Annotated in this window: 11 protein-coding genes; 2 read left to right on the top strand and 9 right to left on the bottom strand. The window is 50.3% G+C overall.

The window, feature by feature from the left end:
• From plsX to yceD, 3 genes are read right to left on the bottom strand one after another with little or no spacing between them, the layout of a single operon-like run.
• Entirely contained in the window at positions 1-1035 is a 1035-nt protein-coding gene (gene plsX, locus M979_RS03935) for a phosphate acyltransferase PlsX (protein WP_157093203.1), read from the bottom strand.
• Between the two features lie 11 nt (positions 1036-1046).
• Positions 1047-1217, bottom strand: a complete 171-nt coding sequence (gene rpmF / locus M979_RS03930) for a 50S ribosomal protein L32 (protein ID WP_034456167.1) — start codon at positions 1215-1217, stop codon at positions 1047-1049.
• A 16-nt stretch (positions 1218-1233) separates the two neighbouring features.
• Entirely contained in the window at positions 1234-1755 is a 522-nt protein-coding gene (yceD, locus tag M979_RS03925; RefSeq protein ID WP_034456169.1) for a 23S rRNA accumulation protein YceD, read from the bottom strand.
• A 140-nt stretch (positions 1756-1895) separates the two neighbouring features.
• Between yceD and M979_RS03920 the strand changes: the two genes are divergently transcribed.
• Positions 1896-2480: a Maf family protein gene (locus tag M979_RS03920; protein WP_064553838.1), complete on the top strand. Its 585-nt coding sequence runs from the start codon at positions 1896-1898 to the stop codon at positions 2478-2480.
• A 77-nt stretch (positions 2481-2557) separates the two neighbouring features.
• Here M979_RS03920 and rluC read toward each other — a convergent pair whose 3' ends face one another.
• Complete coding sequence (gene rluC / locus M979_RS03915) at positions 2558-3511, bottom strand: 23S rRNA pseudouridine(955/2504/2580) synthase RluC (RefSeq protein WP_167350262.1); 954 nt, start codon at positions 3509-3511, stop codon at positions 2558-2560.
• A 573-nt stretch (positions 3512-4084) separates the two neighbouring features.
• On the opposite strand from rluC, the gene rne reads away from it, so the two are divergent.
• On the top strand, positions 4085-7417 hold the full coding sequence (rne, locus tag M979_RS03910; RefSeq protein ID WP_064553837.1) for a ribonuclease E: 3333 nt from the start codon (positions 4085-4087) through the stop codon (positions 7415-7417).
• Between the two features lie 234 nt (positions 7418-7651).
• Here rne and flgL read toward each other — a convergent pair whose 3' ends face one another.
• The 5 genes from flgL to M979_RS03885 all read right to left on the bottom strand — a co-directional run bounded on the left by flgL (position 7652) and on the right by M979_RS03885 (position 13131).
• The gene (flgL, locus tag M979_RS03905) at positions 7652-8614 is read right to left on the bottom strand and encodes a flagellar hook-associated protein FlgL (RefSeq protein WP_064553836.1); all 963 of its coding nucleotides are present in this window, start codon (positions 8612-8614) and stop codon (positions 7652-7654) included.
• Between the two features lie 16 nt (positions 8615-8630).
• Positions 8631-10304: a flagellar hook-associated protein FlgK gene (gene flgK / locus M979_RS03900; RefSeq protein WP_064553835.1), complete on the bottom strand. Its 1674-nt coding sequence runs from the start codon at positions 10302-10304 to the stop codon at positions 8631-8633.
• Between the two features lie 83 nt (positions 10305-10387).
• Positions 10388-11329 (bottom strand): flagellar assembly peptidoglycan hydrolase FlgJ, encoded by a 942-nt coding sequence (gene flgJ, locus M979_RS03895; RefSeq protein WP_064553834.1) that lies wholly within the window; start codon positions 11327-11329, stop codon positions 10388-10390.
• A complete protein-coding gene (locus M979_RS03890) occupies positions 11329-12423 on the bottom strand; it encodes a flagellar basal body P-ring protein FlgI (protein ID WP_064553833.1) in 1095 nt (364 codons plus the stop codon). The genes flgJ and M979_RS03890 overlap by 1 nt, the downstream gene beginning before the upstream one ends.
• Before the next feature lie 12 nt (positions 12424-12435).
• Entirely contained in the window at positions 12436-13131 is a 696-nt protein-coding gene (locus M979_RS03885; RefSeq protein ID WP_122974002.1) for a flagellar basal body L-ring protein FlgH, read from the bottom strand.
• Between the last annotated feature and the right edge of the window lie 56 nt (positions 13132-13187).

Below are 13187 nucleotides of genomic sequence, written 5' to 3'. Positions count from 1 at the left end.
TCAGTCACTCTTGGGTAATACAGATTCCAGGCGGGCAGCAATCCGTGTAGGGACTTGCCGCACCACCGCCTGCACTGCCTGTTCTATCGCGACAACAAACGCTCGCTGATTGGCCGCTCCGTGACTCTTAATCACTGTGCCGCGCAATCCTAACAGACAGGCGCCATTATACTGGTCGGGGTTGAGGTGACTGAATCGCCTTGTCAGGCTTTTTTGTAACCAATGCTTCAATATAATTAGCCACCACGACCTTTTTTTCCCTTCGCCCTGCGATTTCAAAAGCGAGAGGAACATCCTTGCAACCCCTTCCATCGTCTTGAGGGTGACGTTACCGACAAAACCATCGCACACCAACACGTCGGTTTTTCCCGTCAACAACTCGTTCGCTTCAAGATAACCAATATAGTTGATAGAAGGCATTGTTTTTAATAAAGCTGAAGCATCACGAATGCTATCGAGACCTTTCGTCTCTTCTTCGCCGATATTCAGCAATGCGACACGTGGAGAGTTGATGCTGAGGAGTTCCTCAGCCATCACTGAACCCATTATCGCAAATTGGACCAGCATATTGCTGTCACAATCTACATTCGCGCCAAGATCCAGCACGACTGTTTTGCCTTTTTGCTGATGCGGCAACACCGTCATCAACGCCGGGCGCGCAATCCCTTCAATTGGTTTGAGCAATAATTTGGCCAGGCCCATCAGAGCACCAGTATTTCCTGCACTGACGCAAGCTTCTGCACGGCCTTCTTTTACTAACTCAAGCGCCACTCGCATTGAGGATCCGCGACTATTTCGGATCGCATGCGAAGGTCTTGCATCACTGGCAATAACCGACTCCGCAGGAACTATCTGCGCACGTGAGCGTTTTTCAAAATCAGCTTTGGCAAGTAATGGCGTGATGGCGTCGGGGTCGCCGACTAATAGAAGGTTTAGCTGAGAGTTAGAGTCCAGTGCCTGCAATGCTGCAGGCACTGTCACGGAAGGACCGAAGTCCCCACCCATGGCATCTAACGCAAGGGTTAGACGTCTCAAGGTATCGCCAATTACTTAGCGATAACCTTGCGACCGCGGTAGAAACCGTCGGCGGTGATGTGGTGACGCAGATGAGTTTCGCCAGAAACTTTGTCCACGGACACTGCTGCTGTGGTCAGCGCGTCATGGGAACGACGCATGCCACGTTTAGAACGGGTTGGTTTATTCTGTTGTACGGCCATGGACCTTACTCCTTAATTACTTATGCTTTAAACTGGCTAATACGGCAAATGGGTTTGGTTTCTCCGCCTCGGAAGGCAGTTTGCCAAATACCATGTCCGCCTCGGACACTTCACAGTGTTCAGAATCATGCACCGGAACAACTGGCAAGGAGAGGATAATTTCATCTTCAACCAACGCCAGAAGATCGATTTCACCAAATTCGTTGACCTGAACTGGTTCATATCCTTCCGGGAGTGCTTCAGCCTGCTCGTCTTTGACGATCGGACTAAAACAATACTGTGTGTAAACCTGATGGGCAAACGGCTTTCCGCAACGCTGACACGCCAATGTTACCGAAACCTTCGCATCACCAGTAAGAACGGCAAGGCGTTGGTTATCGATGGCAAATGACATATCGCATTCCACATCACTGTCTACACTGACTACAAACTCGGCGACACGCTCTACCTGAATAGGTGTGTAAACACCCGTGTAATCAAGGCGTTTTTGAGCCGTACGAACCGGATCGAGAGTCAGGGGTAATTTTACTTTTTGCATAGGGCGCGCATATTAACTTTGTAACGTCATAGAGTCAAAGAAAAAGCCTGTAAACAGTGCCTTTTCTACTTATTCGCACACATTGCGGTGGCATAGTTTAAAATGCCTTTTCTCGGATCGCTATCATTAATGAAAAAAATATGACGCAAATTGTTCTGGCCTCAACTTCGCCATACCGTCGAGAGCTGCTTGAAAAGCTCGGTATGCCCTTTATCACCGCAGCGCCATTGGTCGATGAAACACCAATTCCCGGTGAGGATGCCCGCCAACTCGTCATGCGCCTTGCGCAAGCCAAAGCACAGGCGTTAAGTATGCAGTATCCAAATCATCTGATTATCGGTTCAGATCAAGTCTGCGTTTTAGATGGGAAAATCGTCGGTAAGCCGCACACAGAAGAAAAAGCAGTCGAACAATTGCTGATTGCGCGTAACAGTATTGTTACTTTTTATACCGGCCTGGCACTTTATAATTCCGCTGCAGGAAATTTACAGGTGATTTGCGAGCCCTTTGATGTGCATTTTCGTCATTTGAGTGAACAAGAAATCCGCCATTACGTACACAAAGAGCAACCTTTACAGTGTGCAGGAAGCTTTAAAAGTGAAGGACTGGGGATCACATTATTTGAACGATTATCTGGAAAAGATCCAAACACGTTAGTTGGACTGCCGCTGATTAGCTTGTGCGAAATGCTGTGCAATGAAGGCTGTAACCCACTCTTGATGTGAAAAAAGGGTGGGAAAGCGACAGCTTTACCCACCCTTTTTCTTTCGGCAAGCGTAATGCTTAGCCTAAAGACAGCAAACTAGCGTGCGTTACGCAACACGTTAAGGCAACGCTTTAGCTTCTCATCCAGCGGTGCTTCAACTCGCATAATTTCACCGGTATTAGGATGGGTGAAGCGCAAGGCCGCAGCGTGCAAGAACAAGCGATTCAGACCCGTTCCTGCGAGTTGCTTATCAAACTCACGATCGCCATAACGATCGTCAAACGCAATCGGATGGCCTGCGTGCTGCGTGTGCACACGAATCTGGTGAGTGCGCCCGGTAATCGGGCTACAACGCACAAGTGTGGCAAACTCGTAACGTTCTTCCACTTTAAAACGCGTCTCTGAAGGTTTCCCTTCACTATTTACGCGAACAATACGCTCACCGCTTTGCAAAATATTCTTCAGCAACGGAGCCTGCACTGCTTTCACATGCGATTGCCATTGGCCACGAACCAGCGCCAGATAATCCTTCTGCATCCCTTTTTCACGCAGTTGTTCGTGCAGCGAACGTAATGCAGAGCGTTTCTTCGCAACCAGCAAAATACCGGAAGTATCACGGTCCAGACGGTGAACCAGTTCGAGGAAACGCGCTTCAGGGCGTAACGCACGCAAACCTTCAATCACACCAAAGCTTAAACCAGAGCCGCCGTGAACTGCAGTACCCGATGGCTTATTTAGCACCAGAATGTGGTCGTCTTCATAGAGAATCGCATCAGTCAATGCCGCCACTTTTTGCAGATGCGGGGAAACCGCCTCTTCTTCACGTTCAGCAACGCGAACCGGTGGAATACGGATTTCGTCTCCATCCTGAATTTTATATTCAGGCTTGATGCGTTTTTTATTCACGCGCACTTCGCCTTTACGCAAAATGCGATAAATCATACTTTTCGGTACGCCTTTTAAGCGCGAGAGCAAAAAGTTATCGATACGCTGCCCTGCTTCGTCGGACGAAATGGCAACGATTTGTACTGAAGGAGTCTGAGTTTTCATGGTCGGCGATTCTAAATAGCGTGCGCGGATAGCGCCACTCATTTTTATGTGCTTAACTGAGAAATTGCCTGGTTTTAAGTCGCCTGACTCTCCTTTTTCAAATTTCTGCGACACGCAGCGAAAAAGTGAGTTAAAAAACTGTAAGAAACGAGGCATCAAAGGCAAAAGTCATCTTGCTATAATAAGGTTAGCAATGGAATAATGTTGCGGTTTTCCGTGTTGATACTTGTTAGAACAAGGAATTTTGCGGAATTACCAGTTTTGCCTGAATGTTCATCCACGCAGCAATGGCGTAAGACGTATTGCACTTTCAGGCAGTTAGCGGGCTGCGGGTTGCAGCCTGACCGGTAAAATGGAATCAACTCTTAAGAAATTTTCTAAGGTTATTCCCACGATAATTGCGCTGTATTTCCGTATGAAATACAGGCTACCGACACTTTGCGCCTCTCAGCAAGCGACAACCGTGAGGTTGGCGACTTAATGCGTTTAGTCACGAGGCCATCGGTTCACTCCCGGTCAGCGTCACCATGCCCGTAGCTCTGTCACCAATGTAAGAATAATGAGTAAGTTACGATGAAAAGAATGCTAATAAACGCGACTCAGCAAGAAGAGTTGCGTGTCGCCCTTGTAGATGGGCAACGTCTGTACGATCTGGATATTGAAAGTCCTGGACACGAACAGAAAAAAGCCAACATCTATAAAGGCAAAATCACCCGTATTGAACCTAGTCTGGAAGCGGCATTTGTAGATTACGGCGCGGAACGTCATGGTTTCCTTCCTCTTAAAGAAATTGCCCGCGAATATTTCCCGTCTAATTATTCATCACATGGTCGTCCAAACATTAAAGATGTTTTGCGCGAAGGCCAGGAAGTGATTGTCCAGATTGATAAAGAAGAACGTGGTAATAAAGGCGCAGCCTTAACCACCTTTATTAGCCTGGCAGGTAGCTATTTGGTACTGATGCCTAATAACCCACGTGCTGGTGGTATTTCCCGCCGCATTGAAGGTGACGATCGTACTGAACTGAAAGAAGCTCTGTCTTCTCTTGAACTACCCGATGGCATGGGTCTGATTGTACGTACTGCTGGCGTGGGTAAATCCGCCGAAGCACTGCAATGGGACTTAAGTTTCCGTCTGAAACATTGGGAAGCCATTCAGAAAGCGGCAGAAAATCGCCCGGCTCCATTCCTTATCCATCAGGAAAGCAACGTGATCGTCCGTGCTTTCCGTGATTACCTGCGTCAGGACATCGGTGAAATTCTTATCGATAACCCGAAAGTGCTCGAACTGGCTCGCCAGCATATCGGTGCTTTGGGTCGCCCTGATTTCAGCAGCAAAATTAAGCTCTACACCGGTGAAATCCCGCTGTTTAGCCACTATCAGATTGAATCGCAGATTGAATCCGCTTTCCAGCGTGAAGTTCGCCTGCCTTCCGGCGGTTCGATTGTTATCGACTCCACCGAAGCATTAACCGCCATCGACATCAACTCCGCGCGCGCAACTCGTGGTGGTGATATTGAAGAAACGGCATTCAATACCAACCTTGAAGCAGCTGATGAAATCGCACGCCAACTGCGTTTGCGTGACCTCGGTGGCCTGATTGTTATCGACTTCATCGATATGACGCCTGTGCGCCACCAGCGCGCGGTAGAAAACCGTCTGCGCGAAGCTGTACGCCAGGACCGTGCTCGTATCCAGATTAGCCATATCTCACGCTTTGGCCTGCTGGAAATGTCCCGTCAGCGTCTCTCCCCTTCTCTGGGCGAGTCCAGCCACCACGTCTGCCCGCGTTGTAGCGGAACAGGTACGGTACGTGACAACGAATCCATGGCACTCTCCATTCTGCGTCTGATTGAAGAAGAAGCGCTGAAAGAGAACACCCAGGAAGTTCACGCGATTGTTCCTGTACCCATTGCCTCTTACCTGCTGAACGAAAAACGTGATGCAGTGAGCGCGATTGAAACCCGTCAGGGTGGTGTGAAAGCTATCATCGTTCCTAACGATCAGATGGAAACGCCACACTATTCCGTACTGCGCGTACGTAAAGGCGAAGAAAGCAAAACTCTGAGCTACATGCTGCCGAAGCGGTATGAAGAAGAGATGGCTGTGCCGTCTGAAGAAGAGTACGCCGAGCGTAAGCGCCCAGAGCAACCTGCACTGGCAACCTTCGTGATGCCTGACGTGCCGCCAGCCCCACCTGAGTCAGCTCCTGCAGCAACCACGGTGCAAACTCCAGTTACCAAACCAGTAACTGCGAAAGTAGCAACAACAGAGCAGCCTGGCTTGCTTAGCCGCTTCTTCAGTGCGCTGAAAAACCTGTTCGCAGGTGAACCAACACCTGAAAGCAAAGAGGTTCAGGAAGTTAAACCTGCTGAGACTGAAGGCCAACGTCAAAACCAGGATCGCCGTAATAACCGTCGCCAGAATAACCGTCGTGACCGTAACGACCGTGGCGATCGCAACAACCGCGATCGTGATAATCGTGGCGAAGGCCGTGGTGAAAACCGCAGCGAAAGTCGTGACAACCGTGAGCCGCGTGAAAACCGCGATCGCGACGATAACCGCCGTAATCGCCGTCAGGGTCAGCAGCAAAATAGTGAAGTGCGTGAAAACCGCCCAACAGTTGCTGAAGAAGTTGAGAAGCCAAAAGCACGCGACGAGCAGCAACCACGTCGTGAGCGCAACCGTCGTCGTAGCGATGATAAACGTCAGGCTCAGCAAGAAGTTAAAGTTCTGCAACGTGATGAAACTGTAGACGTTGATGTCGAGACTGAGCAGGAAGAACGCGTCCAGGTTATGCCTCGTCGTAAACAGCGTCAGTTGAACCAGAAAGTTCGCTTCGAATCTGCTCAAGATTCTGCTGTTCAGGCTGTGGCAACGCCTGAAATCACTGAAACAGTCGCAGCACCAGCTACCCATACTGAGCTTGCAACTATTCCGTTACCGGCCGTTATCGAGAAGCCTGTTGTTGAACAAGAAGACAACAACGATTCACGTAACGACTCTAATGGTATGCCGCGCCGTTCTCGCCGCTCTCCACGTCATTTACGTGTTAGTGGTCAGCGCCGCCGTCGCTACCGTGACGAGCGTTACCCAACACAGTCACCAATGCCGTTGACCGTAGCATGTGCTTCTCCTGAACTGGCCTCTGGTAAAGCCTGGATTAGTTATCCGGTTGCCCGTTCGCAGGAAGATGGCCAGTTCGACAATAATGTTGAACGTACCCCGGTCTTCGTCTCGCACGAGCAAGAAGTTCCAGAAGTGATCATTTCACAACCTGTTGTTCAGGAAGTTGCTGCTCAAGCGCAACATGTGGTTGAAATTGCACAAGTTGAAACAGCGCACGTTGAAGCGGCACCTGTTGAAACTGCAAAAGTGGAAACCACGCATCCGGAAGTGATTGCAACGTCAGTGAACGAACAACCGCATCTGATTGCCGCTCAGGACGACGTTGTCGCAGAGCAAGTGATTGATGAAGTTGCACCGGTTCAGGATCATGTGGTTGTAGAAACACAGCAGCAAGCAGCTGAAATTGCTGAGAGTGCTCCGGTTGTGGTTGAAGAGACTGCACCAGTTGCTCCAGTAGAAGAAGCTCAGCCTGTTGAAGTGACTGAAGAAACTGTGCCAGCGGTTGAAACTGTTGTCGAAGCACAACCTGAAGTGAAAGCTGTAGAGCCAGCGCCACAAGTTGCTGCTCCAGCTGTTGCTCCGATTGTGACTCATGTTACTAAACATGCCACTGCGCCAATGACAAAAGCACCGGCTCCTGAATACACCCCTGAATCACCACGTCAAAGTGATTGGGTACGCCCAACTTATGACTTCAGTGGTCGCGGTTCTGCCGGCGGCAGCAGCGCAACTCACCAGGCAGCAGCACCAGCAACACGCCCGAAAAGCACTGATTAATCGCTAAGCGTTGCTAAAAAGCCGACCAGGAAACTGGTCGGCTTTTTTATTTCTGTGTGTAGGCTGTTAGATTTCGCGACCCTAATCCTTCCTACAAAAGCACTTTGTCTATTCGTAGGCAAATTCGCCGCAGCAACATTCCCCCATTTTTAGGCAAAAAAAAGCCCACTTCGGGGTGCAGAAGTGGGCATATAAAGCGTGCCCAGTTTCATGGCACGCCCAAAATGGTAAAACTTATTTGTTTAGCTGGAACAAGGACATCCCTTGCATATCGCTGAAGGCTTTATAAGAGGCCTGTAGAGCTGCCTGCTGCATCACATAAGAAGATATTGCTGAGTTCCAGTCTACATCAACCAAATCACTCATTTGTTGAGCCTGGCCCAATGCGCGATCGCTACCTAACTCATCAAGCTTATCCAGCTCGTTCAGCTGCGTACCGAGTTCTGCACGAACAGTCAGCACGTTGTTGAGGGAGTTTTTCAATCCACGGTTGGTTTTATCAATTGCCGCGTCCAGATCAGCCTTCTGAGTTTCATCCAGGCCTTCCGTCGGTGTTCTCAGCGTCGCAATAGCTGAATCAAGCATATTGAAAAGACTCTTCTCAGACGTGCCAGCTCCCGGTTCAGGCACAGCATTGCTGGTCAGTGACTCAAAAATCTCCGAGCCCAGATGCCCTACGGTCATGGTGCGAGAGGCGTCTACAGATTGCACAACCGCAGTATCACCACCACCATATGTAATCTTCCCGGCAACATCACTAAACGGTGCAGAATCCGTTTTGTAGCCGGCAAAAATATAGCGTCCGTTGCCATCGGTACTATTGGCAAGGTTTAATATCTGATTGCGAATACCTTCCAGATCGGTCGCCAGCGATGCGCGGTCATCATCGCTTAATGTACCGTTACCAGCATAAACGATTTTTTCTTGTGCTGACTGGATAGCTGTTGTCACCTGCCCTAACACGTTTTCTTCCAGCGAAACCTTTTGGGTAGCAAAGGTGCGTGCCAACGCATACTGGCTGTTTTGTGCCTGAGCCTGAGACAACACCACAGCCTGTGATGCTGCAATCGGATCGTCAGAAGGTTTAGTGACGCGCTTACCGGTCGACATCTGCTCGCCATAACGCAACCACTCACTTTGCGAGTTGGTTATGCCGCGCATGTTCTGTTGGTACATCATTGCGGTACTGATACGCATACGCCAGATTCCTTAATTAACGGATGGACAGTAACGCATCAAACAGAGTTGATGCCGTCTGTAGTACCTGGGCGTTGGCCAGGTAATATTGTTGGAAACGCTGCAAGTTACCGTACTCTTCGTCGAGATTGACGCCAGAGATAGACTGCTGTTGGTTACTCAACTGCGTGACCACGTTATTTTGTGTGGTGCTGGTGACTTTCAGCGTACTGGTTTTGTTACCGACATCGCTCACAAGGCTTGCATACGCATCGTTAAACGATTTGTTGCCGTTAACAAGTTTGCCGCTTTGTAAATCCAGCATTGCCTGGGCATTACGGTTATCGCTTGCGCCACCGCTGGTATTTCCGGTGCCACCATTAGGATCACCCGCCAGGGCCAGCTTACTTTCGTCGGTAATCAGTACCCCCATGTTCACAACAGCGTCAGAAACAGGTTTAACTATGAAGCTGTCATTTTTGCTCGGCGCCGTTCCACTAATATCAAGTTTCAGGCCGTCAAAGCTCATACTTTTGCCATCAGTGGAGAGTGTTGCTTCGAATTGTTTATTATCCGCCAGGCGTGTGACTTGCCACGCCTTACCGTCATAGGTCACTTTGTAGTCGCTGGCCTGCACTTCCGAGCTGTTCGTCATGCTTACTTTAAGCGAGGTATCTTTAGCGACATTGTTGGCATTTCCCCAGGCTGTCGGCCCGCCGATTGCAAAGAAATCGCCGCCTTTATCACCATTAGCATCAACCCCTTTGCCATGTTGTTGATTTATCGCATCGGCAAATGTCAGAGCCAGTTGCCCCAGGCGGTTGCGAGCGCTATCCAGATCCTGAGAACGGAAGGTCAACATGCCGCCCAGCGTGCCGCTGTTCAGCTGGTTTTCCGGGATTTCCTTAGTACCAGAAACAGGGTCAACATATGCAACAGTGGTGCGTGAAGGGTCTGCACTGGAAGAAACTGCCGCCAATTTATTGGCTTTATCCCCCTGTACCAGAGATAAACCATTCGCGATGGAGACGTTATAAGTGCCGCCATCCTGAACACTGACTTCAACGCCAACAATTTGGTTTAACTCGCTAACCAGCTGATCACGTTGATCGAGGAGATCGTTAGGTGCGGCACCCGCGCCCACCCCCGTCAGGCGCGAAATCTGGTTATTCAGATTGGCAATTTGACTGGCGTAGTTATTGATTTGCTCCACGCTGCTTTGGATAGCGGTATTCACCTGCTTATCCTGATCGCGCAGATACTGATCGGTCACCTTAAACTGGTTCACCAGGCCGCTGGCATTACCGAGCAATGCCTGGCGTGCCGCTGGATCTTCGGAGTTGCTTACCAGAGTCTGCAAGCCGCTAAAAAAGCTCTGCATGGTTGTAGCGAGAGTATTTGTCGTGCCAGACAGAATATTGTCAATTTTAGACATCTGCTGGTACTGAGTATTCAGACCACTGCTTTGCGTTTGTGCCGCACGCAGTTGGTTAGTGATGAACGCATCATATTCACGTTGCACACCGCTGACCTGTACGCCATTACCAATCCAGCCACCTGCGCCAAGCGTACTTTGCGACTGCGACAACACGGTAGTCTGGCGGGTATAGCCTGTGACGTTATAGTTAGAAATGTTGTTACTGACAGTATTCAGTGCCGCCTGGGCAGCACCCAGGCCACTCATGGCACTGTTAATCAGGCTACTGGACATGAAATTTCCTTAGCGCGTTAATCACGGTTCCTGTCGATGAGTATCGGCAGTTCCCTGCAATACTTGAGAGATTAATGACAGGTTTAAAACAAGTTTGAGAGATCATTGCTATACGCTTTCGCCACTTTCTCACCCATCGCCTTCATCTGCTGAATCATGCCCGTAAGCTTACGGGCATAGTTCGGATCGGTGGCGTAACCGGCATTTTGCAATGCCTGTGCACCCTGTTCAGCGGTATTAGCATTAGTGACGGCGGCATATCGCGGGTTGCGCGTCAGCAAGCCGACATAATCAGAAAGCGCTTCGAGGTAAGAGCTATAGACGCGGAATTTGGCTTTCACCTTTTTAGCTTCACCGTTTTCATACTCGGTAGTGGTGATTTCCGTCGTCGGGCCCTTCCAACTTCCCGACGCCTTCACACCAAACAAGTTAAAACTCGGTTCGCCTTTTTCAGTGAGGATTTGCCGCTGACCCCACCCTGACTCCAGCGCAGCTTGCGCCAGAATCAAGTGATGAGGAATACCGCTCTGTTCGCTCGCAAGTCTTGCAGGCAATGAAAGTTGCGCCAGAAAGTCCTTGCTATCCCCTGTTAGCGGCTCTTCATTAGAAGGGGCTTTCGGAATAGCCTGGCGCACCATTTGCGTTAACGCCTGGTTCTGGAAACTGGTCACGGTTTGCAGATCAAACTTCATCGGCACTTTGCCAGCATCTTCCGATGGGACGGCATTGCCGCCCATTTGCTCCACCATCATATCTGCCAGCCCAAGCCCTTTGGCACTGAGCTGCTGCGCGATTTGCTGGTCGTAGATGCTGGTGTACATGCGCGTTTGTTCACTGCTAAACAAACCATCTTTTGGCAGTGCCTCACGCATGCTTTTCAGCATCATCTGCACGAACATCCCCTCCACCTGGCGGGCAACCGATTTCATGTTGCCCTTTGGATCTTGCCCGGTTTTCGCTTTTAGCTCGTTAAGAGAGTTAGCATCCCATGCAGCATTCGCCAGTGACTGGGGATCGTTAAGCATCAGATGATTTCCACTTTGGCACGCAGACAGCCGGCGGTTTGCATCGATTGTAAAATCGACATCAATTCCATTGGTGATGCGCCTAATGTGTTCAGCGCACGCACCACATTATTTAAGTTGGCACTGGCATTAACACGTTGTAGAGCACCACCATTTTGACGCAGATCGATTTGCGTTTGCGGCGTCACCACTGTTTGACCGCCACCAAATGGCGTATCTGGCTGGCTTACCTGAGCTGAGCGATTAACTGTTACAGACAAGTTACCTTGCGCAACCGCACAAGTGTCGAGTGTCACTTCCTGGTTCATCACCACCGAGCCGGTGCGTGAGTTGATAATCACTTTCGCGTCCTGTGCAGGCATGTTGACTTCCAGGTTCTGAATATCGGCCAACAAACGCACTTGCGAGCTGTTGCCGCTTGGCACACGAATCTGAATGGTGCGCGCATCTAACGCAGAGGCACTACCAAAACCACGTGAGCGGTTGATGGTATCCGTTATCTGCTGCGCAAGAGTGAAATCATCGTTGTTAAGTTGCAGGCTAATTATATTCCCGGTGCCAAAAGTGCCCGGTAACTCACGTTCGATAACCGCACCGTTAGTGATACGGCCGCCGTTAAGCTGGTTAACCTGAACACTGCTGCCGCCCGCAGAAGCCCCGGCACCGCCCACCAGAATGTTACCCTGTGCGAGCGCATAAACCTGGTTATCAACACCTTTCATCGGCGTCATCAGCAAAGTGCCTCCACGCAGGCTTTTGGCGTTACCCATTGATGAAACCACCACATCAATATTCTGGCCAGAGCGTGCAAATGCCGGGTATTTTGCCGTCACCATGACCGCTGCGACGTTTTTAAGCTGCATGTTGGTGCCCGCCGGAACGGTGATCCCCAACTGCGAAAGCATGTTATTGAGTGTCTGGGTAGTGAACGGTGTTTGTGTGGTTTGGTCGCCTGTGCCATCAAGCCCGACCACCAGACCGTAACCAATCAGGGAGTTTTCACGCACGCCCTGAATCGTGGTCAGATCGCGGATGCGGTCTGCCTGTGCGAGAGTTGCCACCAGCATCAGCAATCCGAATAAATATTTGGTCATGAGTTTCCTCGCTTACATCGGCGATAAATTAAGGAAGAAGCGTTGCAACCAACCCATATTCTGCGCTTCGTTGATATAGCCGTTACCGACATATTCGATACGTGCATCCGCCACTTGCGTAGACGGCACGGTATTGGAGCCGCTAATAGTGCGAGGGTTCACCACGCCGGAGAAACGAATAAATTCGGTGCCCTGGTTAATGGCTATCTGTTTTTCACCCACGACGTGCAGGTTGCCGTTTGCCAGCACCTGATCCACCGTCACGGTTAAGGTTCCGCTAAAGGTGTTACTGGCGTTTGCCCCACCTTTACCGTTGAAACTGTTGCCGCCAGAGGCATCCACTGACGCACGATCGTTGCCGAATAGCCCCTCGAGATAACGAGGCGTTACGTCAAAGCCAAAGTTGGTTTTGCCATCACGGCTGGCATTAGCCGACGAGCTTTTGCTGGCACTGACATTTTCCTGGAGCTGAATAGTCAAGGTATCGCCGACATTCCTTGGACGGCGGTCTTCGAACAAAGGCTGATACCCATAGTTCACCGGTTGCACCGTCTGGAAAATTGAACCATTGACGAGAGGCGCAGGGCCTGGCACTGGCTGGGCCGTTGTCGCCCCTTCCACCAGCGGTTTAGTTGGTATCAGCGCGCAGCCCGTTGAGGCGAGCACCAGACACATCACGATAGGACGGAGAACCATTGGGTTTTGCATTGCTTTCATCTTCAGGTCATTCAGATAAAGACAGCCGGTGCAAACTGCACACCGGC

The organism is Buttiauxella noackiae ATCC 51607, assembly GCF_001654865.1.
In the GTDB taxonomy this organism is placed as follows: domain Bacteria; phylum Pseudomonadota; class Gammaproteobacteria; order Enterobacterales; family Enterobacteriaceae; genus Buttiauxella; species Buttiauxella noackiae.
The sequence above is the reverse complement of the archived record's forward strand: the minus strand, read 5'-3'. Positions and strand labels throughout refer to the sequence as shown.

Coding starts and splice junctions, on each gene's coding strand:
- yceD (WP_034456169.1), bottom strand. CDS start 1,755: ATGCAAAAAGTAAAATTACCCCTGACTCTCGATCCGGTTCGTACGGCT.
- M979_RS03920 (WP_064553838.1), top strand. CDS start 1,896: ATGACGCAAATTGTTCTGGCCTCAACTTCGCCATACCGTCGAGAGCTG.
- rluC (WP_167350262.1), bottom strand. CDS start 3,511: ATGAAAACTCAGACTCCTTCAGTACAAATCGTTGCCATTTCGTCCGAC.
- flgK (WP_064553835.1), bottom strand. CDS start 10,304: ATGTCCAGTAGCCTGATTAACAGTGCCATGAGTGGCCTGGGTGCTGCC.
- rpmF (WP_034456167.1), bottom strand. CDS start 1,217: ATGGCCGTACAACAGAATAAACCAACCCGTTCTAAACGTGGCATGCGT.
- flgJ (WP_064553834.1), bottom strand. CDS start 11,329: ATGCTTAACGATCCCCAGTCACTGGCGAATGCTGCATGGGATGCTAAC.
- rne (WP_064553837.1), top strand. CDS start 4,085: ATGAAAAGAATGCTAATAAACGCGACTCAGCAAGAAGAGTTGCGTGTC.
- M979_RS03890 (WP_064553833.1), bottom strand. CDS start 12,423: ATGACCAAATATTTATTCGGATTGCTGATGCTGGTGGCAACTCTCGCA.
- M979_RS03885 (WP_122974002.1), bottom strand. CDS start 13,131: ATGCAAAACCCAATGGTTCTCCGTCCTATCGTGATGTGTCTGGTGCTC.
- flgL (WP_064553836.1), bottom strand. CDS start 8,614: ATGCGTATCAGTACCGCAATGATGTACCAACAGAACATGCGCGGCATA.